The following is a 25810-nucleotide window of genomic DNA, read 5'->3' on the forward strand; positions in this document are numbered from 1 at the left end:
GCATAACCTTGCCGCTCCAGCGCGAGCGCCAGTTACCTCGCATCGGAGGATTCCCATGAGCATTGGCCTATAATCCGTCAGGAACACGAGCATTGTTGTAGAAAACCCGCAGAAGGGCTAGAGAGGGGATGGGGTGAATTTCCGCGATAAGTTGGCGGCCATGAGCCAGCAGAACCAAAGTTGTCTATGGCTGGGGCTGGATCCCAATCCAGAGCTGTTGCCCTCCGCCTTTGCCTCCGCACCAGAACGTCGGCAGACTGGAAGTCAATCGGTTACTCCCCAGGTGATGGCGGATTTATCGGACTGGCTGGAGTGGGTGATCGAGCAAACCCAAAATCAGGTGTGTGCCTACAAACCGACGCTGGGATTTTATTGGGCTCTGGGCACCCGCGGCTTGGAATTGTTGGAGTGGGTATTTCGTCGCGTGCCAAAAGGGATCCCGGTTATTCTCGATGCTAAGTATGGCGATTTGAATAGTGCCACCGCCTTGGCTCAGCAAGCGTTTGAGGTTTGGCAGGTGGATGCTCTCACCTTAAACCCTTACGCCGGACAGGATTTGGTTGCTCCCTTTTTGCTCTACCCCCACAAGGCGGTTTTTTTGCTCTGTCACACCAGCAATCCTGGGGCCAGTGCCATTCAAGATTATCCCGCTGATGCCGCAGCCATGCGGCAAGGGGGAACTGAGGTGGTGGATCCGCTGTACCTGAACTTGGTGCGGCAATGTCGCAGTTGGGGTACCCCAGAGCAGGTGGCCTTGGAGGTGGGATCCCCGGATCCCTGGGTGATGCGGCGCATCCGGGCCATTGCCCCTGAACGGTTGATTTTGGCCCGCAGCCTTTGGGGAGAAGGGGTGGATTGGCAGGCTTGTTTGGGGGCAGGGGTGGATGAGCATGGAGAAGGAGTATTGCTACCCGTGCCGCAAGATTGGCTATCCCGCCAGGATCTGAAAGAATCCGTGACCCACTTACGAGAAACGGTAGAAAAAGCTCGTTCTCAGGTGGGGCGACAAAATGCCGAGTCTGTGTGTGACCTGTGGACACCAGACGTCTGTTTGTTACAACCGGATCCTCATACCGATTTAATCCTGGAGTTGTATGATCTGGGCTGCATTTTATTTGGAGATTATGTGCAAGCCTCCGGCCAAATCTTGCCCTACTACATTGACCTGCGCACCATTATTTCCAGACCCCAGATCTTCCATCACATTCTCAGCGCCTACGCAGAGATTTTAGAAACTCTTTCTTTTGATCGCATTGCTGGGATCCCTTATGGGTCATTACCTACAGCTACAGGTCTGTCGCTGCGCATGAACAAGCCGATGATCTATCCCCGCAAAGAGGTCAAAGCCCACGGCACCCGCCGCCAAATTGAGGGATCCTACCAGCCCGGAGAGACGGTCGTTGTTGTGGATGACATTTTGATTACGGGCCGCAGCGCCGTGGAGGGCGCGGAGAAATTACGCTCGGCAGGACTCAAGGTAGAAGATATTGTGGTGTTTATCGATCACGAACAGGGGGTACGGGAACGACTGCAAGAACAGGGCTATCGGGGTCATGCTGTGCTCACCCTTTCTGAAATTAAGAACACTCTTTTCCGAGCCGGTCGCATTGATGAGGTTCAGTTTAACCTCCTATAAACTTGAAAACTTGCGGCTCTCCCGGAAACGTGGTGGAGCAGGAGCCTTCTGTGCCCTGAGATCCTTACTCCGTAAGGCGTTGACATTTGGGACACCTAGTGTTGTCACCATAGAGTCAGGAGAACCAAACTTGCAAGCCTAAAATAGGGCTAGTTTTTTGGGCAATTTTCCTGCCTTTGCCAATCTACCGAAAAACACTGCCCTGCCACCCGCAAGAAATGCTCGATTAAACCAGGGATCCCCGGCGACTGGGGGCAAATGTCGTGAATGCCCACCACTGTCGAACCGGAGAGATGGCGCTCCCACAATGCCCGGTTGGGCCTTAGCAAAATGGATCCCTGTTGTAGGATCCCCCAGGGTTGCCACAGTTGGGCACTGCCGATGAGTTTTTGGCCCCGCCAGCTCAGGTCAGCCCGGGTACGTGCCGCAAAACAACTGATCTTGTTGGGATAGAGACGTTCTTGGATACCACATTCATCCGGGCTGGGGGCATCCACTGCAATGCCCAGTTCCGCCAACCCCTGCACTAAAAAACGGCAGCAGTAATCGTATACACAGGCTCGCTTCAAGTTGGGCAGGGTCTCCCGTAAATATAGCAAAGGGATCCCCAAGCTGTAGGTCAGCTCGGCTTGATCGGCGGCAGCCTGGTGCAGTACCGCCCGCCCCCCTGTCGGTCGCCGCACGGTCGGGATCCCTGAAGAAACCCCCATCAGACTATCGGGCCAAACTTGATGGCGACCGAGGGATAGGGTCAGTTGATCCCAGCCATAAAAACGCAACACCAAGCGGGGATCCCGACGCATCCCATCCAGAAGCTGGCGATCCTGCTGCATCTGCCACGCACCAGAGGCCACCCGATAGGGCAGCCAGTACCCCTGGGATCCCATGCTTGTCAACAACCTCGGGGCTTAAGCCTTCGGAAACTCCGTTTGTAGGGGCTCATCGTACTCATCCGCCAAACTGGCCACGATGGTGATGGCACGAGAAATCTCGCCAGCGGTGATGCCCTCCAGGGTGCGGTAGTGGTTGAGCACCACTTGATCGTTCCAAATGCAAAAACGGGCTTCTAGGGTGTCGCTCCAGTTTTTTTCCAGCAGTTTCTGCATCAGTTTGGCCGGCTCTGCCACCGGTAGGGTTAAGACTGGTGACCACACCGAAAGGGTATCTTCAACCGATTCACCGCTCAAATGGACAAAAACTTCCACTGTGCCGTAGGTGAACTTCCAGGTGTGCCCCTGCTCATGGTTTTCGTAGGCAGCATCTTCCTTGAGGCTGGAGACCACCGCCGAGACGATCTCGGCATAATGGATCGGTTCTTGCGATTCCAGAAAGGCATCTGGAGAACGGTCAAAGGTGCTCATGAGCGGCTCACTGTAGACCATGGTCTTGTTCCCTACTCCCTATCCAACCACCTCAACTATACCGCTTGGGGATCCGACCCGTCCGATCACCCGTGTTGGGGCCATTCTCAAGCCAGAGTAGAGCTGTTCCCAGTTCGGTGTTTTCAGCCTCAGAGGTTCGCCGATGCCGCAGATTCAAGTTCAGGAGCGTACCCTTTCCTGTGGGTGCACCAGGTGCTGCTCCAGGAAGGGATCCCGCTCTACAATCCGCCCGCTCACATCGTCAATTGCCACGGTCTGGGCACCTGTGGTACCTGTGCGGTACAGATCGAAGGAAATGATCTAAGCATCTTATGCCCTCCCAATCCTTGCTACTGGATCCCCTAGAGAAAAGTGCCGACTCGTCTACCCTGGGCATTCTCGGAGCCCTGCCGGAAGAGGTGGCCATGTTCACCGAAGCCATGGAAACCGTCTCCACCCAAACTTATTTGGGGCGGCAATTCCATCAGGGATCCCTGGCTGGGCAGTCGGTGGTGGTGGTGCAGGGGGGTGTGGGCAAGGTACGGGCGGCAACCACAGCAGCTCTGTTGGTGGCCCATTTCCCGTTGCGAGGCATCATTTTCACTGGGGTGGCGGGAGCTTTGGCGGATCATCTGCAAATGGGGGATGTGGTGCTAGCCCATGCGGCGATCGAGCACGATTTCGGCACGGGGCGAGAAGAGGGCTTTGTCTTGGGCATCGATTTTATTCCCGAGTTGCGGCATCCCTTGGCCCAAGCGGATAGCACCCTCTACGATCTGATCCTGGCCCACCCCGAGAAGATTCCTCTTCAGCCGCTGCAGGGCCGGGATCCCGTCATTCATCAGGGCTTGGTGGCCACTGGGGATGTGTTTGTCGCCCATGCGGGGTTGCGGCAAGAGATCCAGAAACGCACAGGCGCTTTGGTGGTGGAAATGGAAGGGGCGGCAGTGGTGCGGGTGGCCCAAGAGGCCGGGATCCCTTGTTTGTTGGTGCGCTCCGTCAGCGATGCTGGGGATGACACGGATTTCTTGAGCTTTTTTCAGACCGCAGCCCTCAATTCGGCGGCAGTGGTACACACCGTGCTGCAAAACCTGCCCTAGCCCTTGAGCCAATCTTGAATTTCCTGGGCCAACCAGCGGCATTCCACCCAACTGAGGGGATGCCCCCCCAAGCGGTAACTTTTAATGCCTACCTGCAGGGTTACCCAGTGGCTGTTCACCGCCCAAGGCACCCGCTGCCCCTGTTCATGGAACGCTCCCAAAATGGCGGCGGTAGGTTCTCGTCGGCGCAGATAAATGCCCAAAAACCGCCGTTCCATCTGAACGTAATCCCGGCGCAGGGTGAGCCGGGTACAACCCAAAGCCACCTGGGATCCCCAAACGGCCATCCCCCACAAGATCAGGGCAAAGGGCCAGGATCCCAGAGATAAAATGACCGCTGCAAAGACCGCCCAAAGCCCCACCGGAAACAGATCCCCCCAGTACAAGCCCCGACGGGGCAGCCCAATTCGCAACTCTCCCGGAGCCGAATCTAGGCGTATCCGGCAACCATAGGGTTTCGGGATCCGCTGCGGAATGGGGCTCACGCAAGAGAGGAGTTGGCCAGAGAAGCTGCGCTGGTGGTAGTACTGAATCTGCCGCAGATGGGCCAGGAGGTGACCTGCCGTGAGCTGGGTGAGATCCTGAGGGATAGGGGGGATCCCGTCTGAGCGATCTGAGCCAGAGAGCTTGGGTTCTGGGGGTGGCTCATCGGGTTGTAAACTTTGCAAAGCCTGCAGTGCGGACAAAGCGGTTCGATAGCGATTTTCCGGAGCCGGTTCGATCAAACGGTCGATCCAACGGGCCAAGGCCGGGGCAATGCTAATCCGTCCGGCAAATTGGATTTTCAGCTGCTGCTGCGGCAAATCGGCAGGCGGTGTGCCCGTCAGCAGATGGATTAAAGTCGCCCCCAGCGCGTACAAGTCGGAAGCGGGCACGGCCCGTCCGCCGAACTGCTCCACCGGGGCATAGCCGTAGGATCCCACCACTGTGAAGCTCTGGCCAGGTGTGGGGGTGTGATCTTGTACCGAACCAAAATCCACCACATGGGTGCGGCCCTGCGCATCGGCAATCAGGTTGCTGGGTTTAATATCCCGATGCAACAGAGGAGGGCTGAGTTGGTGTAGATAGACCAAAACTGACAATACATCCGCCGCGATTCGCCTGACTTCAGCTTCTGTAAAGCGATGCCCTACCTCCAACAACTTTTTTAGCGACTGCCCCGGCACATAGGTTTGCGCCAATCCAAACCAGGTGGTGTGGTCGGGGGTGGTGAACTCAAAAGAGTCACAATACTTAGGAACCAAGGGATGATCCAGGTGCTGCAAGACCCGCACCTCCCGCTGGAACAACTTAAAATCCGCCCATTGCAAGCCCCGCTCGAAGGGCAACAGTTTTAGCACCACCGTTCGAGGGTGAGCCAGAGATTGAGCACCTTCCCGCAACGGCTCGGCCAGCCAAGTCCGACGGCGGTCGTTTTGGGCCAGTTCCCGCAACAGCCGATACCTTCCAGCTAGGAGAGCCCCCAACTGCAATAGGTTCACTGGGGGATCCGGATCCCCACTCCCTTCAGATCCTTGCAACACACACACCTGCTGCCATTCGGGTTCCACCCCCTGACCAGCTGAGATCTCTAACCTGTCAAGGCCCGGGATCCCTAGGCGCAGAAAGCCCGCTTTCAGGGAAGGGATCACCGCTGTTGCCGCGATACCCTGCTCCGCTTGCAACCAGATGTGCAGGGTGGAGGCGCTCCGACTCAGGTGAGGTTGGATCCCTTTCGAACCCAAAGTGCGTTGCAGCAGCTGGGTCAGGGCGGTCAGATCCCCCTGTCGTGCCTGTTGCATTAGGTCAGAGTGGTTCATTCGCTGTACCCAAGCCTGATCTCTACTAGGGTAGGCTGACGACGAACCGTGAGAAGAACAATTTTAGGGTTCGCCCAATCCCTACGGGGATCCTGGCTGCATTAGGATTGCACCCCCGCGGCCTGCCGTGCCAGAACCCACTCCACCAAGGTTCGTACCCCGTAGCCGGTCGCCCCCTTGTTGTTGTAGCCAGAATCCCGCTCTGTCCAGACGGGGCCGGCCACATCCAAATGTGCCCAGGGGGTTTTCTCCACAAACTGCTTCAGGAACAAAGAAGCGGTGATCGAGCCGCCCGGACGGGGGCCGGTATTTTTCATATCCGCCACAATGGAGCTGAGGCCCTCGAAGTAACTCTCCTCCATCGGCATCCGCCAAATTTTCTCCCCCGAGAGGTTGGCCGCCTGCTGCAGCTCCTGGGCCAGCGTCTCATCCTGGGTGAACAATCCGGCAATTTCTTCCCCAAGGGCGATCACACAAGCGCCGGTCAGGGTTGCCAAGTCGAGAATGGCATCCACACCCAACTTTTCGGCAAACACCAGCGCATCCGCCAAGGTGAGGCGCCCTTCCGCGTCGGTGTTGTTGATCTCGATGGTTTTTTGGTTGGAGGCGGTGAGGATATCCCCTGGGTGCATGCCATGGCCGCTGATCATGTTTTCGGTGGCAGCGACAATGAAGTGTAGTTCCGCCTGAGGCTTCAGGGCTGCCAAGGTACGGGCTGCTCCCAAGACCGCCGCGGATCCCCCCATATCGGTCTTCATCATGGCGATGCTGCGGGAGTCGGTTTTAATGTTCAAACCGCCAGAGTCGAAGGTGAGGCCTTTACCCACCAACGCCAACTTGGTGACGGGATCCCCTTGCTCGGGTTTGTAGGTGAGGTGGATAAACTGCGGCGGCAGATCCGAGGCTTTGGCCACCCCCAAGAAGGCTCCCATACCCAGGGCCTCACATTCCTCTTGGCCCAAAATCTCCGCCTCTAGGCCGTACTCCTGGGCAAGCTGACGCGCAGTATCAGCCAAGGTGAGAGGAGTCACAATGTTGGCGGGGGCAGCCACCAGTTCCCGCGCCAAGATGGTGCCCGCCGCCAGTTCTGTAGCCCGGTGCAGAGCAGCTTCGTAATCGGGGCGAGATTGTTCTAACCCCGGCACCAGCAGCGTCACCTCCTGTACTGAAAAGCCGGTTTCTCCTTCCGTTTTGGCCTGGGATTTGAAACGGTTATCCTGGTGCGCCACCAACAAAGCGGCTTCAGCTACCGCCTGCACCACCCGCACCCGATCCAAACCGGTTTCCGGCAAAGACAGCATCACCTGCTTAGCTTTAAGGCTATGGGCCTGGCGCAATCCATGGGCGGTAGCTCGTCTCAGGGCTTCCAAGGTGAGGGCGGCGGGATCCCCCAACCCCACCAACACCAACTTGCGGAGTTCTCCCGTCAGGTGCAGCGCGACGCTGCTATTGGGCTTCCCCTGAAACCCCTGCTCCCGCACCACCTCGGCCACCAGCCCCGACCACACCTTTTCGTCCCAGGGGGCGATTTCACCGGGCAGAGAGAAGCTACTATTCCCCTCCGAGGGGGCAAAGCAGTAAACCAGGGCACATTCCCCTTGGGTGAGTGGTGGATTGCTGAGATGGAGCTGCATGAGAACCCTTTGGCCAAGCTGTCAAGACAAGATTCTCAGTCTATCCAATTCCACCGGCTCGTTGCGCAGGTTAACCGCTTGTTTGCTGTCGTGCGGCTAGGCTTTTGGGGTTAGCTCAAGGCTGGGATCCCGGCCTCATCCAAAATGCGGGGGATCAAATGCTCAGCTTTGACTGCCATCAAATGTACCCCCTGACAAATCTGCCGGGCTTGCTTCACCTGCTCGGCAGCGATGCGGATCCCCTCCTCCAGCGGATGGTCGGCTTCAGCAAGGCGTTGGATGATTGCTTCTGGGATCTGGACCCCCGGCAGGTTGCGGTTGATGAATTGGGCATTTTTGGCCGATTTGAGCAGAAAGATCCCCGCCAGAATCGGCTTACCCCCGGGACGGCCCAGCTTGTCCATGAACCGCTCCAGTTGCTCAAAATCGGTTACCATCTGGCTTTGGAAAAATTCCGCCCCATTCTCCAGCTTGCGGTTAAAACGCCGTTCCAACCCGGAAAAGCTACCACATTGAGGCTCTACAGCCGCCCCCGCCAACCAATGGGTACCCCCATCCGGCAGGGGTTTGCCATTGCAGTCCAGTCCATTGTTCAGCCGTTGAATGAGCTGCAACAACCGTACCGATTCCAGGTCAAAGACGGCGCGGGCATCGGCACAATCCCCCACTTTGATCGGATCCCCGGTTAAAGCCAGCACATTGCGAAGGCCGAGAGCTGCCCCCCCCAGCAAGTCTCCCTGGAGAGCCAGACGGTTGCGATCCCGACAGGCCAGCTGAAAAATCGGCTCTATCCCCGCTTGATGCAACAGCACAGAAGCCGCCAATGGGCTCATGCGGGCCATGGCTCGATTGGAGTCTGTCAGGTTGATGGCATGAACCCGACCCTTCAGCTGTTGGGCCAGTGCTAGCATCGCGCTGGTGTCGGATCCCTTGGGTGGGGTGATCTCTGCAGTGAGCAAAAAGTCCCCCTGCTGAATCGCCTGGCCAAACCGGGAAGAGGACAGTGATCTGGGTAGGGTCACAATTTGGAAGAACAAAGTAAAACAGGCTGGCCCATTATCGACTTTTCCTAGGGGTTTTTCCAGCCAAGGGTGTTGGCTCCTTGTGGGATCCTTACCTCAGGGGGTGGGCGATGCGGTAGGACTTGGAGAAGAAGGAGAGGGCTGAGAGGGCTGCACGCGAACTTCTCCCAGCCAAACCTGAGGGTCAGGCTGTTGCAGATGCTGGCGCCAGTCTTGTGCCGCTTGGGATGGGATCCCTTCTGAGTTCAAAGACCAGCTCCAGCCGATCACCTGTGGCCACTGCTGGGTTTCTAGCCCCTCCAGCCAGGCTTCCGATTCTTCTGCGCTGGGATCCAGTCCCCCGACCAGCACAGGTACCTGGGAGTTCAAGGCGGTTAGGCGGCGATAGACCTCCTCAAACCCAGAGGGATCCCCCGACAGTTGCATCCTCAACCAGTCCATCTCCCTAAACTTGGCCCAGGTAGACACCGCTTCAGCCTTCTCCCCATCCAGTTCCAAAACCCAGAGCAAGTTGCTGTCTGAGCGCAAGGTTTGCATCAGGTGTTGGTAGGCCCGTTGTTGTATCTGCGGATCCCCATCCTCAACGGCTACTGCCAACATGACCGGGGTAGCAAAGCGTTCGATCCCCTGGGCCCAGGAACGCAGGGTCTCATCCTGTTCCCCGGCTGCTATAGAGGAGGACTGGGCTGGATCCAGCCGCAAGCGTAGGTACGGCACCGAGCCACTTTCCCGAATACGATTGGCCAGCTGCTGTGGAAAGTCCTGACGCGGATCCCAGAGGTGCTCCACTTCCACCCAGGCAGGGGTCTGACCGATGGCTTGCCGATAGGCGTAGAGCTGATCCCGAGTCGGGGATCCCGGCCATGTGGTGGCGTGGTACAGCTTGCCCAGCGGTGGTGGCAGGGGTTTGCCCCGTTGGAAAGGCGCGGAATCCGGTGGAATCGGGGAAGTGAGCAGCAGATCCAGCTGCAGCGGCGGTACTGGAACCGTGGAGGTAGAATCCGGCAGGACAAAAGGCAGTGTCCAGGTGCGTTCTTGGAGTTGGCCCCGGGTGATCTGGCTGGAGCTGAAGTCTTGAGGTGGGGGCAGAGGCTCTAGCGCTGTTTCGCCCAGGAAGGCCCGCTGTACCGTTAGGCGCACTCCTTCGCCAGGATGAATCAGGGAGGTCATGGTATCCAGCTGCAAAGTCCCGCTGAGGCGGGTGGAAGTCGCGTTGGGCTGAATCTGGAGAGAGAACGTGAGCTGGTTCGGACGGTAGGTGCCGAGGGCACGGGAAGGGGGCATTGGGGTCGGGGAGCCCGGTTGCCAGTGAAGGCTGTCGCAGTCGGTGCAGGGGAGGATGGCCTGTGGGGTTAGGGAAACCGGGGCTGAACGGGCTGTCTGCAATTGTTCAGGCGTGAGGACAAAACTGGCCCAGAGGTGCTTCAGACGGGGATCCTGACCCGGTTGAATATCGGAAAAGGTTTGGCCCTCGGGGGTTGCCGTGCGGGTGCCCACAGCGGTGCCATCCAAAGGAACCGTAGAAACCGGATCGTCCGAACAGCCGCTCAGGAGCCTGACCGAAAGGAGTAGCGGCAGCACCCATCGGCTCGAGGGGTTGAACTTGGATCGCTGGCTTAGGGCTCCCTGCATCATTTCACCTCAGTCACCTCAGTCACATCACCACTCAGGCCCCATTGGCCCGCAAAACTTCCTCCCTCTAACCAGAGGGATCCTGATCCTCCTCCTTATCAGCCCTTTTATGCCTTGCCTAGCGCAGTTTGGAATTGATCTCGATCACATCCCTGCCATTCTCTGCCTCGCTGGTGAGCCTGACCGAGGGGATCCCGACCTATCCTTGCGGCACCGCTACCGCTTCCGGGTAAATGGTCAACATCCCTTCGTAGAGAATTTGGCCGGCCTGCAATTCCAAGCGATCGATGCGCACGCCCGCATCTAACTGAATTGGGAAATTTGCCAAACCCGGCACTGGGATCTCCTGACCCTCACTTACCCATACCGGGTTCACCAACAGCAGCTGGTTTTGGTTCTGGGCCTGCAACCCGGTTAGCACTGCGACTGGGACTGCTGTCCCTTCTGGGGTGATTAGATTAGCCTGGATGCGCACTCGTCCTTGTTCCAAAGTGACTTTGGGCTGGTTGATCAAAAAGGGTACCGACTGCTCCCCAAAAGGCAACTGAACTTGAGCTTCTGCCAGTTGAGACTGGATCAAGGGCGCTTGCAGGGTGCGGTTCAGGTCATCCTCGGTGAGGCGCAAACTCACCTGTACAGGTACGGGAGCCAAAAGCCGCAAGGGGCTACGTCCTTGTACAGCTTCGTTCACATTGAGGCGAATGTCCTGGCCGCGAAGTTGCAATTGGCTCACTTGAAATCCCTGATAGCTGAGGTTATTCCCCGCCACCTGGGCTTGGGGGATCTGCCCATTCAAAATTTGCGAGTCAGAACCGGTGATCTGCACTTGCAGATTATCCACACTCTGCACCTCGGAGCGAATCCAAGCCGCCACCAAAGGGTTGAGCAGGGATCCGGCAATTTGAGCAAATCCAGGCCAGGTCAAAAACATCGTGGATAGGCTAATCAGCAGGGCAAACCGCAGCCGACAAGAAGAGGGTGGGAACTGCAGTGGCAAGTGGGAGGAGGAATGCAGCACTTTAGCACCTCAGGATATAAGGAAAAGCAACCTGACTTGCTGATATTGGCGATCTGAATCTGTTCCCTAGGGTACGCTAAGCACTTGCCTGGCAACAGTGGGATCCCCCGCATACCTTGCTATCCCTCCGTCCATTGCGCCCAAAGGTAACCCAGCCGCAGATACTGCAGGCGCAGCTGTGGCCAAGGAAAAGGGCGCAAGGGCCGCCGAAACAGGGCACTGATCTGGGGTTGTAGGCCTGCCAGATCCTGAGCCAGAACCTTGCCCGCCCACACTGCCGTGGCAACGCCGCTCCCGTGATAGGCCAACCCAACCCACAGGCTGGGATCCGCACCGGAGCGACCGATGTGGGGGTGCATCTGGCGGGAAAGACAGGCTAACCCATTCCAGAAATGCTCAATTTCTACCGCTTTCCAGGCGGGAAACAAGCGGCGCATCTGCTGGTTCATGTAACTTTGCAAGTGCCGCCGTTCTTCTGGGGTATCCCGCGTTCCCCCCCGACCGCCAAATAGCAGACGCCCGTCCGGCAGCAGCCGGTAGTAAAACAGCAATCGCCGCGTGTCGTAGAGGGGGGTGGGATCCCACCATCCCTGGGCTTCTTTTTCCGCTTCAGTCAGGGGGCGGGTCACCAGAATGTTGGAGAGCACCGGCAACAGGGATCCCTTCAAACTCGAGTGCAAGGCTTCTGGAGTGTAGCCATTGCTGGCCACGATCACCTGTCTGGCCCGTACTGTTCCTCCCGGCGTTTGCCAATGATGCCAGGATCCGATCTTTTCCCAGGCCACTAACGGACTACAACTGTACAGTTGAGCCCCCCGTTGACGAGCTGATTGGGCCAACCCTTGGGTGAGCTTGAGGGGGTTGAGGCCAAACCCAACCCCAATGTTCAGAGCCCCGTAGTTCTCCTGGCTGTTGAAGCCTTGTTCCCGCAGTTCCTCCGCCGTGAGCAGCTGGGCCGGATACCCCGCCACCTGGGTGTAGATAAGGTGATCCGCTTCCAGTTCCCGCCAGTATCGCGGACGATGGGCCACCACATAGCAGCCCTGCCCCTGGGGATCCACCGAGAAACCCTCCACCTCTGCCAGCTCCAGTACCCCCTCTACCGCTTGCCGTTGATCCTGGTAATAGCGCACCGTTTCCGCTTGGCCCACCCGTTTCACCATCCAGGCATAAGGCAGATTGCTGGCCCCGACGCTACAAAAGCCGCCGTTGCGCCCAGAGGCGCCCCAACCCAAGGCTCCTGCCTCCAAAACATGAGCCTGAATCTGGTGATCGCGGGCCAGATGCAAAGCTGCTGATAACCCCGTTAATCCTCCCCCCAAAATGGCCACATCACAGCTCACTTCCTGTTGCAAAGGAGCGGGATCCCGCCAACTCAGATCCGTGAGGGTGGTGTCCCAGTAGCTGCCCACTGGACAGGCCGGATCATAGGTACTGGGAGGATAAAGCGCCCCCCTAGAAGAAACCTGCAGCGGCTTGACAACCTTTTCTCTCATCATCTCCACTCAGGGTTCTGCACCCTCGCAAGCCTGAAGATCATAGCTTGGTCAATGGGCGGGATCCCGTTCCGTAGCACCGGCCTCCCAATCGGCAGAGGTATTGTAGTCCAGAAAGATATCCGCAGTGTAAAGTTCCACCTCTTGTACCCGTTTGTCCAAGTCTTGCAACAACTGCCGCAAGCCCAAGGTTTCTTCTTTGAGGTGTAAAAGTTCCTCCCGCAACCGTGCATCGATCAGGGTGGGATGGCCGCGTCGCCCGCGATGCACCGGTACTGTAGCCCAGGCCCGATGGCGCAGATGGTACTCCAACAAGCTGTGGTAAATCCAAGCCGGACGAGGTTGATCCACCGCCGAAATCCCCAACACCCGAAAGTCCGCTGGGATCCCTTCCACCCCAACGCGAATGGAATGGGTTTTGCCCGCCTCGAGATCCGGGTTAATCAACACCTCAGCCCCGTGCAAATGGGGTTCGGCAGCCGCCAAATTATGGGATCCCAGCACTACCCACGGCTGAAACCCCGCCTGTCGCCATTGAGCAATTTGATAGGACAGAAGTGTCTGGCCCTCTTTCCAGGGCAACAGAGCCTTGGGCTCCCCCATGCGAGTAGAGAACCCAGCCGACAGGATCAGAGCGTGCAGATTGAGTTCATTTACCAAGTAGCTTCACCAGAACGATGCCGAACAAGTAGAGAAAAGTGACTGCTCCCGCCAAAAGACTCTGGGTGAGGGGATCCGTGGAGGGGGTAAGAATGGCTCCCGCCACCACCGAACCCAGAACCACATATCGCCAACCTTTGAACATTTGCTCCGCACTAACCAAGCCCAGCCCCCCCAGCAAAGCCTGCAAAATCGGCACTTGGAAGGCCAACCCTGTGCTAAACAGCAGCAGCAACACAAACTCAAAATAGCGGTCGATTGACCAAGCTTGATCCACAACTCCTTCGCCGTACCGAATGAAGAAATTCAAGGCCGCTGGAATCAGTAGGTAGTAGGCAAAGACTAACCCAACCACAAACAGGATGCTTGAGCCAAACACCACCGGCCCCAGCAGTCTTCGCTCCTTAACACTCAGTCCCGGCAGGACGAAACGGGCAATTTGATACAGCAAAAATGGAGTGGCCAACACCAAGCCGGAATAGGCCGCCACCTTCATGGATACGAAGAAATACTCTCCGGGGGCCAGTTGCAAGAAGGTCACCCCCTGGGCGGGCACTTCTAGCAGGGCAACGATGCGGTTCACCACCACAAAGCAGGCGATGATGCACACCACCACCGCGATCACACTGGCAAACAAGCGGCTACGCAGCTCGTCTAGATGTTCCATCAAGGTCATCTCGACCTCGTAAGGAAACTCAGGATCCGTCTCTGGCGTAGGCTCAGGGGCGGCTGTTTTGGAGGCTTGCTCCAGGGACTCCGTCTCAGAGGCGAGGGTCATGGCCAAGAAGTGACAAAATGTTCTCCGATATCTTAGCGCTGCCGCGCCGCAAGAGCGAAAGCGCTGCCGCGCCGCAAGAGCGAAAGCGCTGCCGCGCCGCAAGAGCGTTGACCTTCCAGGTCGCCCGTAGGGCAGAAGCACTACCAAACCAGAAGCAAGCGATTCGGATTCGATGCCCACCAACAGGGATCCAACCCCCCAAAGCCAATCTGGCAGGCTCCCGCAGCTGGAAAGGGGCGCCAACCGATTGAATAAATGTACTAACTAGTACGATTTTGATCTAAACTGTAAGAGGCCAGTCAGGATATTGCCTGTCAGAATCAGGGATCCCGTCTGAGCCGCTTTTTTGTGTTCCCTAACACTGCTTTTGAGGACATGGCCATGAGTGCAGATTTGAAAGCCCTCTTCCAGGACATCCACGAGAAAGTCTTGCAGGGCAAGGCAATGGATGTATTTGAGCAATACTACGCGGACGATGTGGTGATGCAGGAGAACGAAGCTCCTCCTACAGTGGGTAAAGAGGTCAATCGTGCCCGCGAGCTGGACTTTTTCTCGAAGGTAACCGAGTTTCGTAGCCTTGAGCTGAAAAACGTAGCCTTTGGAGAAGACACCATTTTTGCGGAGTGGTTTGCTGACTACACCCATGCCGAATGGGGCAAACGCACCTACCATCAGGTTTCTGTGTCCAAGTGGCGAGATGGCAAAATCGTCCACGAGCGGTTCTACTACGGCAGCTAGGTAGCTCTAGAGATTGACCATGTTTTTAACGGATAGGTGATTGGGCTGGCCTCAGGGATCCCTGGGGTCAATTTTTTTGTTTCGGAAAGGACGGATAAGCCTCCTAAGATGGTTCTAGAGATTGCCCGGCGTTTTCTTTTGGTGCCCATGATCGCTTCTAATGTTGCTACTCCCACCCTGACCAGTCGTTTGGTGAATGGCCTGCTGTCGATCAAGCCCCTGTTTAACTGGGCCAAAGGGCAGGCGCGCACTTTGATGATCAAAAGGGCTGCTGACATTGGTGTGGATTGGTTTGGTCGGGTTCAAGCCTTGATGGCCCAAGATTTGGCAACAGAGTTAGCAGCAATCGAAAATCCCGAGCTGGTTTACCCGGACTATTACCTGCGCCCCTTTCATGCTTATGATGCCGGGAACCTGAGTTGGGAAGCAGCGACTGAAGTGGAAGTGGCAGCCTATGCCGTCCATGCCCGCATTTGGCCGGATGCCGGCCCACAAGGGGATCCCCGTCTACGTCAGAGCTACCATCAGGTGTTGCAGGCGCGGATCCCGACCCCACCGCAACGTATTTTGGATTTGGGCTGTAGCGTCGGCATGAGCACCTTTGCCCTACAAGACCTCTACCCGGAAGCCGAAGTGCTCGGGTTGGATCTTTCTCCCTATTTTTTGGCGATAGGCAACATTCGGGCCAAGGAGCAGCAGCGGCAGGTGCAGTGGATCCATGCCCCGGCAGAGTCCAGTGGCTTGCCGACAGCTAGCCTCGATTTGGTATCCGCCTGCCTGCTGTTTCACGAGTTGCCCCAATCGGCAGCCCGACAGATTTTGACGGAAGCCCGGCGCTTGCTCAAGCCCGGTGGCTATTTTGCCCTCATGGATATGAACCCGGCTTCTCCTGTCTATGCCCAGATGTCCCCGGCGATTCTCACCCTCCTGAAAAGCACGGAACCTTACCTAGATCAGTACTTCAGCCTCGATATGGCCGAAACTTTAGAGCAAGCGGGGTTCGAGAACATCACCCTTCAACCCAACACGCCTCGCCATCGAGTCGTCGTTGCCCAAGCATGCTGATCTGCTGGTGGAGTCGGAGCCCGTTCTTGCCTATAGAGCTTGATCACCATTGATCAACCAGATGATCAACCAGAGAGCTTATCGTTTACCCAAACCAAGCGCCTTTTCCACTTGCTTGGCAGCATAGGCCATGGCAAAACAGCAGATGAAGTAGACCACCCCAATGAAGAACAGCACCTCTTTTTGGGTGCCCAGCCAGTTGGGATTGGTGAACACCACCCGCCCTGCCTGCAGTAAATCGATCATCCCGATAATGAACACCAGCGAGGTGTCTTTGAACAGGGTGAGAAACTCGTTCACCAACGCCGGCACCGAGGCTCGCAACGCCTGGGGCAGGACAACCAAGGCTGTGATCTGAAACGGGTTAAGACCCACGGCCCGTGCCGCTTCCACCTGACCCCGCGATACCGCCTGCAAACCACCGCGTACATCCTCTGCCACATACACCGCTGTAAAGAGGATGAAGGCTACCTCGGCCCGGATGATCAGGTTGACGGTGATCCCTCCCAAGAAGAAAGGCACCAACAGCCAAGCGGCGAACAAAATGGTGGTTAAGGGAACACCCCGAATGATTTCGATCAACAGGGTGCAGAAAATCCGAACCACCGGCAGCGCGTGATTGGCACGTCCCAAAGCCAGCAGTACCCCGATCGGAAAGGCGATGATCAAAGCTGCCGCTGCCAACATTAAAGTCAGCAATAAACCGGAAAGTTGTTCGGCCCGTACCCCTGGCAAATTGGGGGTAAAGCTGCCCAGCAGCAACTCCAAGCAAATCGGCAGCACCAAGGCCCAGACCAATATGGAAGCCAACCGCCAAGATGCTCGGCCCCGACTGATGGCAATAGCAGCAAACGTCACCCCAGCACAACCCGCCAACCACCACTGGGACTGTTCTCCCAAGGGCAATAGGGCGGCCAACCCCATGCAGGCCCCTAAACCAATCAGGTACTGCAAAAGCACTCCGCCCCAGGCTCCGGCCGCTACACCCAAAGTAGCCAGCACAATCCCCAACACCACCCACACCCGCCACAGTTGAGAGCTGGGATAGGTGCCACTGGCAAAAATTTTTAGATTGGCGGGGATCACCGCCCAATTGGCTTGGGTAAAGGCCCAGTTCCAGAAGATAGAGAGCGCCCAGGCCAGTACCAAGGCGGAGACCAGGGTCAGTACGGTGCTGAACCAAGAGTCGAACAGGTTACGGCGTACCCAAGCAGCAGGACTGAGTTTCTCCTGGGGGGGCAACCTATGCTCTTCGGAAATGGGAGTAGATACGCTGCTGGCCATAGGTTATCGCTCCACCAATTTGACGCGATCATTGATCCAGTTCATGCCGTAAGAGACCACCAGGTTCATGGAGAGATAGGTGGCCATGATAATCCCGAACATTTCTACAGAGCGCCCCGATTGGTTGATAATGGTGCTGCTGATATTAAATAGGTCAGAAAACCCGACGGCGATGGCCAAACTGGAGTTTTTGATCAGGGTGAGGTACTGGGTGTTCAAAGAAGGGATCATAATCCGCAACGCCTGCGGCACGATCACCAGCTGAAAGGTACCCAATTCCGTCAGACCAATCGCCCGAGAGGCCTCCCACTGACCCCGCTGCACTGCCAGGAAGGATCCCCGTACCACCTCGGCAATGTAGCAGCCAGTGTAGGTAACCAAACCCAGCATCATGGCGGTAAACTCTGCTGAAAGCTGGGTGCCACCGCGAAAGTTAAAGCGATCCAGCACCGGAATATCAATCCGCAACGGTGACTCGGGGAAAAGAATCCAACAGGCGACCGCCAGCAGTAGCACCCCTAACACCACCAGACTATTGCGCTGGATTGATCCCACATCGGGTCGGTGAGCTAAGAGCAGTTTACGGATCCCCCAAGCGGCTCCGGCCAAGATGACGACAGTCGGGATTAGCCACCAACTGGGATCCAAACTGGGCAGGTTAATGCCCCGCTGGCTGATGAAGAAGAAGCCGCCAATGGAATAGCTATTGCGTACCGCTGGCAAGGTGAGGATCACCCCTTGGTACCAGAAGATGACGATCAACAGCACCGGGACATTGCGAAAGATCTCTGTGATGATTGTGGCCAATTGACGGGCCAACCAGTTGCTGGAGAGGCGAGCCACCCCCAAAATCATCCCCATCACTGTCGCCAACACAATACTGATGGAGGATAGCCAGATGGTATTCAACACCCCGACCACAAAAGCCTTCAAGTAGCTCTCCGAGGGGTCATAAGGGATCCCTTCAGTGATGCCAAAGTTGGCGGAATTGCCCAAAAATCGAAACCCAAAGGTTATCCCCAAGCGGCGCAGGCTACTGGTCAGGTTCTGGGTGAGGATCCCGAAGACCACCAATACTGCAATGACAAAGGCCACTTGCAGGACAATCTTGAGGATGCGTTCGTCCCGCCACCAGGGGGGCTGAATATGGGGTTGGCTGGAAAGAGAAGTCATGGGGCTCTGAGCAGTCCAAACAGAACAGGAAAGAAAAAGCTCTGGATCCAACCCCAGGGATCCTCATCCGGTCGACACCGAATGGGATCCCTGTTTTGAAGGGGTCAGATCAGCAGCCAGTGAGCTGGGTTCCCAATTAGCGGAAGGGCGGTGCGTACTGGATCCCACCCTGGGTATAGGGCTGGTTCAAGCCACGGGCCACTCCCAATGGGGTCAGATGGCGATCGAAGATCTCGCCGTAGTTGCCCACCGCTTTGATTACATTCACCGTCCAATCCGGTTCCAACCCAAGCACTTCCCCTAGGTTGCCGTCTTGGCCCAAGAACCGCAGAATATCAGGATCTTCAGAATTGAGGAACTCCTCCACATTGGCGCTGGTAATCCCCCTTTCTTCCGCGTAGAAGAGGGCGTAGACTGTCCAATTCATGATGTCAGAGAAGCTCTCATCCCCTTGCGACACCAACGGCCCCAGGGGTTCTTTAGAAATCACATCCCCCAAGATGACGTGATCATCAGGGTTTTGCAGGGTTGCCCGGCGGGAGATCAGAGCACTTTGGTCGGAGGTGATGGCATCGCAGCGCCCTTCATCGTAGGCATTGTAGGAGGAATCGTCCCCGTCGAAGGTCACCGGCGTAAAGGCAATGCCGCGAGCCCGGAAGGTGTCCGCCAGGTTCAGCTCCGTGGTGGTACCGGCGATCACGCAGATGGTGGCCCCATCCAAATCCTCCAGCTCTTCAACTCCCAGCTCCTTTTTCACCATGAACCCTTGGCCATCGTAGTAGGTGGTGGGGCCGAAGGTAACCGCCCATTCCCGGTCACGGGTCAAGGTCCAGGTGGTGTTGCGGCTCATGATGTCCACTTCGCCAGACTGCATTGCCGATTGACGGTTGGCAGCCGTGAGATAGACGTATTGGATTTTGTCCGGATCCCCGAAAAGGGCAGCAGCGACAGCCCGACAAATGTCGATATCGAAGCCGACGTAGTTGCCATTTTCATCAATGTTGCCAAACCCTGGTAGCTGGTTGTTCACACCACAGATCAGCTCGCCCCGAGCCTTGACCCGATCGGTAATCGGCCCCGTTTGAGCTTGGGCAGGGATCGACTGCACACCAATAGATACAGCCAGTGCTCCGGCCAAGGGGGCCAACCAGTTCAATTGCTTCATCAATTTCATAGAATGACCTCGTGCAGAATTACGCAAGACTACAAAAACCTGTCGTTTGCTCAAAGCCTCACACGTCAGGGTGTGTAGCAATGTTACAAAGACTACGGTTATTGCTCAGTTAGTTCTGCAATGGTACCAATGCTTGCTTTCATGAAGGAGAGCTCACCCGCCCATGGAACGATCCTCGCGCGTTATGTCTTCCACCTTTCCAGAGGCTGCATCCAGCACCGATATCATCCAATGTGAAGATGTTCATAAATGGTACGGTGAGTTTCACGTCCTCAAGGGCATTACCACCAGCATCCGGCGGGGGGAAGTGGTGGTGGTCTGCGGCCCCTCTGGGTCGGGGAAATCTACCTTCATTCGCACCATCAACCGTTTGGAGGAACACCAGCAGGGCCGCATCATCGTTGATGGCATTGAGCTGACCAGCGACCTGCGCAATATCGATGCCATCCGCCGGGAAGTGGGGATGGTGTTTCAACAGTTCAACCTGTTTCCCCATTTAACAGTTTTACAAAACGTAACACTTGGCCCGATTCATGTGAAGAAAATGAAAAAGATCGAGGCGACCGAACGGGCGATGGAATTGCTCAACCGGGTGGGAATCGCTGAGCAAGCCGAGAAATATCCTGGGCAACTGTCAGGGGGACAGCAGCAACGGGTAGCCATCGCGCGGGCTTTGGCCATGAGTCCGGCGGTGATGCTTTTCGATGAGCCCACTTCCGCCTTGGATCCGGAGATGATCAAAGAGGTGCTAGATGTGATGCGGGAGCTGGCCCAATCGGGGATGACGATGGTGTGTGTCACCCATGAGATGGGGTTTGCTCGCGAAGTGGCGGATCGGATTATCTTTTTCGACCGGGGCAAAATTGTTGAAGAAAATACCCCGCAGGAATTTTTCAACAACCCGAAAGAGGAGCGCTCTCGCCTGTTTTTGTCTCAGATTCTCTCCCATTGAGGAGCTGCAACTTTGTTCAGATGGGGGTGAGTCGGGCCAGAAAAGCCCCTGCTGGATCTTGGTAAATGATTTGCCCTTGCCAACCGGTAGCTTGGGCATGCTGTAGAAGCGCTTCCGGCTCCACGAACAACCAGGAAAAGGGATCCCCCCTGTAGCCGTTGTATTCGGCAACAAACTGCACTACCCCTTCTTCAGGATCGGCAGGCGTACTTCTGGGGTTCTCTGAGTTCTCTGTCTCGTCATCCTCCTTCTGGGCATCGCGTAGGTCGGTGGAGTCCAGGAGCATCTGCCCGGTTGGCTCTAGCCAATCCCGAGCCAGCCTCAAAAAGTGATCCAACCCCGCCAGGGATCCCACCAAGCCAATGCCATTCATCAACAGCAGCAGCGTGTCGAAACGAACTTCTGGCCCCGTCCAGTCAAAAATATCCGCCTGAATGCGGTGGCGGATCCCGCGCTCTGCCATGATTCGGAGGGCGACAGGGGAGCGATCCAAGGCCCAAACGGGCAAACCTTGTTCTTGCAACAACAGGGTGTGGCGGCCGGTACCCGCTCCAATATCCAAGACTCGTCCGCGACACAGATCCAGAGCCAAGGCTTCGGTTTCCGGCAATTCCTGGGTAAAAAATACCTCCGCCGAGATCATCTGAACCTCTTCTATCGGGATCCCGGCTGGGGAGTGGGCGTGCATCCGAATATCACCCTTGGGCTGCCCCTGATGCCAATCCCACAGTGCCTGCTCCAAGGGATCCCAGCCGTGATTTTTTCCGGTAGCCTCTATCATGGTAGAGAAAGCTAGAATGTTGACCCGATGGCGATCATCGCATTTCTCTACGCTGCTGCTATTGTGCTTTTGCTAACCGGATTGGTGGTTTGGGCCACATCCAAGGCTCAAGGAGTCGGCCTGGATGCTCTGGAATCTGCCGTACCCACCCGAACCGCACCGGAGGAAAGCTCTGAAGCCCCACCGGCTTCCATTTTGGAACAGCTAGAGCGTCAGTACCGCAACAGCCCTTCCTATAATGCCGATCCCTAAGGTTTTCGCAGGATCCCTTTGCTTGTTCCAATTCTTTTTTGAGTCATGGCTGCCAAATCCCCGCCACCCATCGTTTATATCACTTTGGGTCTATTGCTGCTGGTCGGTGGGGGGTACTACGGGGTTCGTTCCGGGTACATTCGCTGGCCTGAAAATTTTTCGTTGCCTCAAGTACAACTGCCAGGCTTGGGGGGAGGCTCGAGTTCAAGTGCAGGCTCCGGATCCCTAACCCTCAGCGGTGGCGAACGCAGCCTGTTCGCCGATAGCAGCCCCACCACTGTTGCAGCCGTGGAGTTGTTGCGACAGGGCAATACTGCCGCCGCCATTCCGGTGTTGGAGATGGCCCTGCAGAGCAACCGCAACGACCCGGAAGCGCGCATCTTTTTGAACAATGCCCGTGCCCAGCAGCAGGGGGATCCCCTCAGCATAGCCGTGGTGGTGCCCATCTCCAGCAACCCTGACCGCGCCAAGGAAACCCTGCGGGGGGTGGCCCAAGCCCAGGAGGATTTTGCCCGCCAGGGGGGGCTAGGAGGGCGGCTGTTGCGGGTGGTGATTGCCGACGATGGGGATAATCCTGAGCAGGCCGCCGCAGTGGCCAAAGCTTTGGTGGAGCAACCCGAGATTTTAGGGGTGGTGGGCCACAACGCTAGCGATGCCACGATTGCCGCCGCCGCTGTTTATCAAGCTGCCGGCTTAGGGATGATCTCTTCCACCTCCACCAGCACCCAAATCAGCACCCTGGGCAATGCCATTTTCCGCACGGTGCCCTCCGACCAAATTGCCGGAACCCAATTGGCCCGCTATGCTCTGAATACCTTGCGTCTACAGCGGGCGGCTATTTTTTACAATCCCAATAGCGCCTATAGCTCCAGCTTGCGCAATGCCTTTGCCACCACCCTAGCTAGCGAAGGGGGGCAGATCACCAGCGAGTTTGATCTGTCAGCAGCCGACTTTAACCCACAAGCTAGTCTCAGGATGGCGGTTAACCAGGGAGCTGAGTTGGCTTTTTTGGCCCCAACTGCTTCAGTTGCCTCGCAAGCCTTGGCCTTAGCTCGGGAAAATGAACTCAATGAAGCCCCTCTCACCCTTTTGGGCGGCGATGTGCTCTTCAGCTTCAACACGCTGCAACAGGGGGGGGCTGCGGTGGAGGGCATGGTGGTGGCGGTGCCCTGGCATCCGGAGGTTCCCCGCAATCGTGAGTTCGCTCAGGTGGCGGCTCAGCTTTGGGGGGGACAGGTGAATTGGCGGACGGCCTTGGCCTACGATGCCACCCGTGCCTTTTTGCAAGCCTTGAGTTTCCGATCCCCCAATCGCGGCGCCGTACTGGCCAGTTTGGGCGATCCGAGCTTTCTGTTGAGTGATGGGGCTTCTGGGCAGGTGCGCTTTTTGCCCTCCGGTGACCGCGATGCCCCGAATGTGTTGGTGCGCGTTGTCCGGGGGAACCGCTCCGGCACTGGTTACGATTTTGTGCCGCTCCCCTAGGGATCCCGGCAAACGCTACAGTGGGTGGTGCTCTGGACTCGACGGATCCCCATGCCCAGCCCGATTACTGCCCGCTTTCAAGACCTGCGCAACCGAGGGGAAAAAGCCCTCATCCCCTACATTACTGCTGGGGATCCCGATTTATCGACCACCTTTGCGGCCCTGCAGGTTTTGGATCAAAACGGTGCCGATCTGATCGAGTTGGGGGTGCCCTATTCAGATCCCTTGGCGGACGGCCCCGTCATTCAAGCGGCAGCCACCCGTGCCCTTGGCCGGGGGGTGACCTTGAGTGCCATCTTGCGGGGCTTGAGTCAGCTTTCTTTACAAGCTCCCCTCGTCCTGTTCACCTACTACAACCCCATCCACCAAATTGGCATCCCAAACTTTATGCACCAACTGCGAACGGCAGGCTGTGCCGGCTTGGTGGTGCCGGATCTGCCTCTAGAAGAAGCCGAACCCCTGCGACAGGCAGCCCAGGCCGAACAGATGGATCTGATTCTGCTGGTGGCCCCCACTAGCCCTGTGGAGCGAATGCAACAGATTGCCCAGCATTCCAGCGGCTTCATCTATCTGGTCAGCACCACCGGCGTTACCGGACAACGGGCCACCCTAGCGGAGCGGATCCCGACTTTATTGCAGCAGCTCCGCCAACAAACCCCCCTGCCCATCGGGGTGGGCTTTGGCATTTCCAATCCCGAACAAGCCCGTCAAATCGCCCTTTGGGGAGCAGATGCCGCCATCGTCGGCAGCGCCTTTGTGCAGCGTCTGGCACAAGCAACCACTCCGACCCAAGGGTTACACCAGATTGGCCAGTTCTGTCGGGAGCTAAAAGCAGCCCTTCGAGATACGGCAAGAGTTTAGACCTGTTCATACGGATCCCGCACTCAGCTTGCCCGAATCTCAAAACAAATGTTTACAATTCGCAAGCCCAGTGCCCTCAATATTTCCTTCTTTTTGTGGCCCAAAGCCTATGAACCTCAAGCAGAGGGGAGATCCTGACGGGCATTTTTTGCAAATCTTCACAAAACACTCATCCATCCCACGCTATAAAATTAACCTGGATGCTCGGCTGTCTGAAAGTCGCAGAAGTTCTTGACCTGTCTAAAAATTTGGGGTTTCGGTGGGGGTAGATTTTGTTTGATCGAACCTGCTGCCACAGGATCCCTGGTTTTTGGAGGGCAAATGGGATCCCCTATCAACGTTCACTTGGGATCCGGCTTTTGAGAAGTCCAGCCAGTCGCTCATTCGGTTTTTGGAAAGACCAGAAGGAGATCAATCATGCAAGACGCCTTTACCCGGGTGATTGCTCAGGCAGATACACGCGGTGCTTTTTTAAGTGATCAAGAGTTTGACCGTTTGGCGGCTTTGGTGGCTGAGGGCAATAAGCGCCTCGACACCGTGAACCGCATTACCAGCAATGCAGCTCAAATTGTTTCCAATGCAGCCCGTTCTTTGTTTGCTCAGGAGCCCGATCTGATCGCTCCTGGTGGCAATGCCTACACCAACCGTCGCATGGCCGCTTGCTTGCGCGACATGGAAATCATCCTGCGCTATATCAGCTACGCCACTTTGGCCGGTGACAGCTCTGTGCTGGAAGATCGCTGCTTGAATGGCCTGCGGGAAACCTACATTGCTCTGGGCGTGCCTGCTACCTCTGTGGCCAACGGCATTGCTGCCATGAAGAAAGAAGCCTTGGCCAAGATCATGGATCCGGCAGGGATTACCCCCGGCGACTGCTCCGCGTTGCAAAGCGAAGTGGCCAGCTACTTCGACAAGGCTGCTGCCGCCATCGTTTGAGTTGCGGGTTAAGGCCAGTTTGGCCATCCCTAGAGTGCTCTTTGATTCATTCTTTTTCTGGTGAGGGCAAGTGCTGAAGCGGGATTCCGTCCCTGCGCTCAGGGTTCCCCTACAGAAATTTTGTTAACAACAGAACCGATTCAATTCAGGAGTTGCAAGGTGAAAACCGTCATCACTGAAGCGATTGCTTCCGCTGACAACCAAGGACGCTTCCTCAATGCCAGCGAGTTGCAGTCCGTTTATGGGCGTTACCAGCGTGCTGCCGCCTCCCTCGAAGCTGCCCGCGTCTTGACCAGCAACCAGCAGACCCTGGTGCGCGAAGCCGTGCAGGAAGTGTTCAAGAAGTACCCTTATTTGACCCAGCCGGGCGAAATGGGTCATGGCGATGTCTTCCAGGCCAAGTGTGCCCGTGACATCGGCTACTATGTCCGCTTCATTACCTACTCTTTGGTTGCCGGTGGTACCGGCCCTCTCGATGACTACTTGGTGGCTGGGCTGCGGGAAGTGAACCGCTCCTTCAACCTCTCCCCCAGCTGGTACATCGTGGCCCTCCAGTACATCAAGGGTCGTGCTTTGGGCATGCTGAGCGGCCAAGCGGCTAACGAAGCCACCATCTACTTCGATTACGCCATCAACGCTCTCAGCTAAGGGATCCCAGTAGAGATCCCCGCTTTTTGGAGTGGACGATCTCTTTCTTCGTCTTCCAATCGTGTAAACGGGACAGGCGGCGGCTCAGAGCTCTCTGGGCTGCCTGTTCTCAGGTTATTCCATCGGCTTGGATCCCCGGGGTGGCTCTTCAACGGATCCCGAGCTTCAGCCGTCTGTCCGCTCTCTATAGACGTGTTCTGGGCCGCTCACTTGAGGCAGGGGATCCAGGTACTCCAGAGAAGTCCGTTGGATTTGTCTGAGGTTAGGATCTTCACCCAGAACCACCGTTCCCAAGAGAATCAATCTTAGAATCAGTCTTGACAGAATC

At 56.8% G+C, this 25810-nt stretch carries 24 protein-coding genes; 10 read left to right on the plus strand and 14 right to left on the minus strand.

The window, feature by feature from the left end; translation table 11 throughout:
* The first annotated feature begins 133 nt into the window (after positions 1-133).
* Positions 134-1636, plus strand: a complete 1503-nt coding sequence (locus L1047_RS08265) for a bifunctional orotidine-5'-phosphate decarboxylase/orotate phosphoribosyltransferase (protein ID WP_235278397.1) — start codon at positions 134-136, stop codon at positions 1634-1636.
* Positions 1637-1785: 149 nt separating this feature from the next.
* On the opposite strand, the gene L1047_RS08270 is transcribed toward L1047_RS08265, so the two are convergent.
* Positions 1786-2535, minus strand: a complete 750-nt coding sequence (locus tag L1047_RS08270) for a lipoyl protein ligase domain-containing protein (RefSeq protein WP_235278398.1) — start codon at positions 2533-2535, stop codon at positions 1786-1788.
* A 9-nt stretch (positions 2536-2544) separates the two neighbouring features.
* Positions 2545-3018 carry a YbjN domain-containing protein gene (locus L1047_RS08275; RefSeq protein ID WP_235278399.1) on the minus strand — a complete coding sequence of 158 codons (474 nt, stop codon included), beginning with the start codon at positions 3016-3018 and terminating at the stop codon, positions 2545-2547.
* Positions 3019-3329: 311 nt separating this feature from the next.
* Between L1047_RS08275 and L1047_RS08280 the strand changes: the two genes are divergently transcribed.
* Positions 3330-4097 carry a 5'-methylthioadenosine/adenosylhomocysteine nucleosidase gene (locus L1047_RS08280; protein ID WP_235278400.1) on the plus strand — a complete coding sequence of 256 codons (768 nt, stop codon included), beginning with the start codon at positions 3330-3332 and terminating at the stop codon, positions 4095-4097.
* On the opposite strand, the gene L1047_RS08285 is transcribed toward L1047_RS08280, so the two are convergent.
* From L1047_RS08285 to tatC, 8 genes are all read right to left on the minus strand, one after another.
* A complete protein-coding gene (locus tag L1047_RS08285) occupies positions 4094-5896 on the minus strand; it encodes a serine/threonine protein kinase (protein ID WP_235278401.1) in 1803 nt (600 codons plus the stop codon). The genes L1047_RS08280 and L1047_RS08285 overlap by 4 nt on opposite strands.
* A gap of 101 nt (positions 5897-5997) precedes the next feature.
* Complete coding sequence (locus tag L1047_RS08290) at positions 5998-7530, minus strand: leucyl aminopeptidase (protein WP_235278402.1); 1533 nt, start codon at positions 7528-7530, stop codon at positions 5998-6000.
* Between the two features lie 110 nt (positions 7531-7640).
* Positions 7641-8552, minus strand: a complete 912-nt coding sequence (locus tag L1047_RS08295) for a methylenetetrahydrofolate reductase (RefSeq protein ID WP_235278403.1) — start codon at positions 8550-8552, stop codon at positions 7641-7643.
* Between the two features lie 96 nt (positions 8553-8648).
* Positions 8649-10133 carry a hypothetical protein gene (locus L1047_RS08300; RefSeq protein WP_235278404.1) on the minus strand — a complete coding sequence of 495 codons (1485 nt, stop codon included), beginning with the start codon at positions 10131-10133 and terminating at the stop codon, positions 8649-8651.
* A 250-nt stretch (positions 10134-10383) separates the two neighbouring features.
* Complete coding sequence (locus L1047_RS08305) at positions 10384-11202, minus strand: LmeA family phospholipid-binding protein (protein ID WP_235278405.1); 819 nt, start codon at positions 11200-11202, stop codon at positions 10384-10386.
* Between the two features lie 119 nt (positions 11203-11321).
* Positions 11322-12701 (minus strand): NAD(P)/FAD-dependent oxidoreductase, encoded by a 1380-nt coding sequence (locus tag L1047_RS08310; RefSeq protein ID WP_235278406.1) that lies wholly within the window; start codon positions 12699-12701, stop codon positions 11322-11324.
* A gap of 48 nt (positions 12702-12749) precedes the next feature.
* Entirely contained in the window at positions 12750-13358 is a 609-nt protein-coding gene (locus L1047_RS08315; RefSeq protein ID WP_268836235.1) for a nucleotidyltransferase family protein, read from the minus strand.
* Positions 13348-14034, minus strand: coding sequence for a twin-arginine translocase subunit TatC (gene tatC / locus L1047_RS08320; RefSeq protein WP_235278912.1), 687 nt, complete (start codon positions 14032-14034; stop codon positions 13348-13350). Before tatC ends, L1047_RS08315 begins: the two co-directional genes overlap by 11 nt.
* A 477-nt stretch (positions 14035-14511) precedes the next feature.
* Between tatC and L1047_RS08325 the strand changes: the two genes are divergently transcribed.
* Positions 14512-14874: a nuclear transport factor 2 family protein gene (locus L1047_RS08325; protein ID WP_235278408.1), complete on the plus strand. Its 363-nt coding sequence runs from the start codon at positions 14512-14514 to the stop codon at positions 14872-14874.
* A gap of 108 nt (positions 14875-14982) precedes the next feature.
* A complete protein-coding gene (locus L1047_RS08330; RefSeq protein ID WP_328286041.1) occupies positions 14983-15939 on the plus strand; it encodes a class I SAM-dependent methyltransferase in 957 nt (318 codons plus the stop codon).
* A 78-nt stretch (positions 15940-16017) separates the two neighbouring features.
* Here L1047_RS08330 and L1047_RS08335 read toward each other — a convergent pair whose 3' ends face one another.
* From L1047_RS08335 to L1047_RS08345, 3 genes are all read right to left on the minus strand, one after another.
* On the minus strand, positions 16018-17223 hold the full coding sequence (locus L1047_RS08335) for an amino acid ABC transporter permease (protein WP_235278409.1): 1206 nt from the start codon (positions 17221-17223) through the stop codon (positions 16018-16020).
* Between the two features lie 3 nt (positions 17224-17226).
* On the minus strand, positions 17227-18396 hold the full coding sequence (locus L1047_RS08340; RefSeq protein ID WP_235278410.1) for an amino acid ABC transporter permease: 1170 nt from the start codon (positions 18394-18396) through the stop codon (positions 17227-17229).
* Between the two features lie 136 nt (positions 18397-18532).
* On the minus strand, positions 18533-19570 hold the full coding sequence (locus L1047_RS08345; protein ID WP_235278411.1) for an amino acid ABC transporter substrate-binding protein: 1038 nt from the start codon (positions 19568-19570) through the stop codon (positions 18533-18535).
* Positions 19571-19733: 163 nt separating this feature from the next.
* Between L1047_RS08345 and L1047_RS08350 the strand changes: the two genes are divergently transcribed.
* Positions 19734-20522 (plus strand): amino acid ABC transporter ATP-binding protein, encoded by a 789-nt coding sequence (locus L1047_RS08350; protein WP_328286042.1) that lies wholly within the window; start codon positions 19734-19736, stop codon positions 20520-20522.
* A gap of 16 nt (positions 20523-20538) precedes the next feature.
* Here the strand turns inward: L1047_RS08350 and L1047_RS08355 are convergent, their stop codons facing one another.
* Positions 20539-21303, minus strand: coding sequence for a class I SAM-dependent methyltransferase (locus tag L1047_RS08355; protein WP_235278412.1), 765 nt, complete (start codon positions 21301-21303; stop codon positions 20539-20541).
* Positions 21304-21330: 27 nt separating this feature from the next.
* On the opposite strand from L1047_RS08355, the gene L1047_RS08360 reads away from it, so the two are divergent.
* The 5 genes from L1047_RS08360 to L1047_RS08380 all read left to right on the plus strand — a co-directional run bounded on the left by L1047_RS08360 (position 21331) and on the right by L1047_RS08380 (position 25482).
* Positions 21331-21555: a hypothetical protein gene (locus L1047_RS08360; protein ID WP_235278413.1), complete on the plus strand. Its 225-nt coding sequence runs from the start codon at positions 21331-21333 to the stop codon at positions 21553-21555.
* A gap of 45 nt (positions 21556-21600) precedes the next feature.
* Positions 21601-23037: an ABC transporter substrate-binding protein gene (locus L1047_RS08365; RefSeq protein WP_235278414.1), complete on the plus strand. Its 1437-nt coding sequence runs from the start codon at positions 21601-21603 to the stop codon at positions 23035-23037.
* A gap of 51 nt (positions 23038-23088) precedes the next feature.
* The gene (gene trpA, locus L1047_RS08370) at positions 23089-23898 is read left to right on the plus strand and encodes a tryptophan synthase subunit alpha (protein WP_235278415.1); all 810 of its coding nucleotides are present in this window, start codon (positions 23089-23091) and stop codon (positions 23896-23898) included.
* A gap of 414 nt (positions 23899-24312) precedes the next feature.
* Complete coding sequence (locus L1047_RS08375; protein ID WP_328286062.1) at positions 24313-24834, plus strand: phycocyanin subunit beta; 522 nt, start codon at positions 24313-24315, stop codon at positions 24832-24834.
* 159 nt (positions 24835-24993) lie between these two features.
* The gene (locus L1047_RS08380; protein WP_235278417.1) at positions 24994-25482 is read left to right on the plus strand and encodes a phycocyanin subunit alpha; all 489 of its coding nucleotides are present in this window, start codon (positions 24994-24996) and stop codon (positions 25480-25482) included.
* The last annotated feature ends 328 nt before the right edge of the window (positions 25483-25810 follow it).

Source organism: Synechococcus sp. Nb3U1 (assembly GCF_021533835.1).
Taxonomy (GTDB): domain Bacteria; phylum Cyanobacteriota; class Cyanobacteriia; order Thermostichales; family Thermostichaceae; genus Thermostichus.

Excerpts from the sequence above, each read along its gene's own strand:
- L1047_RS08275 (WP_235278399.1), bottom strand. The coding sequence starts at position 3,018 with ATGGTCTACAGTGAGCCGCTCATGAGCACCTTTGACCGTTCTCCAGAT.
- L1047_RS08280 (WP_235278400.1), top strand. The coding sequence starts at position 3,330 with ATGCCCTCCCAATCCTTGCTACTGGATCCCCTAGAGAAAAGTGCCGAC.
- L1047_RS08285 (WP_235278401.1), bottom strand. The coding sequence starts at position 5,896 with ATGAACCACTCTGACCTAATGCAACAGGCACGACAGGGGGATCTGACC.
- L1047_RS08290 (WP_235278402.1), bottom strand. The coding sequence starts at position 7,530 with ATGCAGCTCCATCTCAGCAATCCACCACTCACCCAAGGGGAATGTGCC.
- L1047_RS08310 (WP_235278406.1), bottom strand. The coding sequence starts at position 12,701 with ATGATGAGAGAAAAGGTTGTCAAGCCGCTGCAGGTTTCTTCTAGGGGG.
- tatC (WP_235278912.1), bottom strand. The coding sequence starts at position 14,034 with ATGACCTTGATGGAACATCTAGACGAGCTGCGTAGCCGCTTGTTTGCC.
- L1047_RS08325 (WP_235278408.1), top strand. The coding sequence starts at position 14,512 with ATGGCCATGAGTGCAGATTTGAAAGCCCTCTTCCAGGACATCCACGAG.
- L1047_RS08330 (WP_328286041.1), top strand. The coding sequence starts at position 14,983 with ATGGTTCTAGAGATTGCCCGGCGTTTTCTTTTGGTGCCCATGATCGCT.
- L1047_RS08335 (WP_235278409.1), bottom strand. The coding sequence starts at position 17,223 with ATGGCCAGCAGCGTATCTACTCCCATTTCCGAAGAGCATAGGTTGCCC.
- L1047_RS08340 (WP_235278410.1), bottom strand. The coding sequence starts at position 18,396 with ATGACTTCTCTTTCCAGCCAACCCCATATTCAGCCCCCCTGGTGGCGG.
- L1047_RS08345 (WP_235278411.1), bottom strand. The coding sequence starts at position 19,570 with ATGAAATTGATGAAGCAATTGAACTGGTTGGCCCCCTTGGCCGGAGCA.
- L1047_RS08350 (WP_328286042.1), top strand. The coding sequence starts at position 19,734 with ATGGAACGATCCTCGCGCGTTATGTCTTCCACCTTTCCAGAGGCTGCA.
- L1047_RS08355 (WP_235278412.1), bottom strand. The coding sequence starts at position 21,303 with ATGATAGAGGCTACCGGAAAAAATCACGGCTGGGATCCCTTGGAGCAG.
- L1047_RS08360 (WP_235278413.1), top strand. The coding sequence starts at position 21,331 with ATGGCGATCATCGCATTTCTCTACGCTGCTGCTATTGTGCTTTTGCTA.
- L1047_RS08365 (WP_235278414.1), top strand. The coding sequence starts at position 21,601 with ATGGCTGCCAAATCCCCGCCACCCATCGTTTATATCACTTTGGGTCTA.
- trpA (WP_235278415.1), top strand. The coding sequence starts at position 23,089 with ATGCCCAGCCCGATTACTGCCCGCTTTCAAGACCTGCGCAACCGAGGG.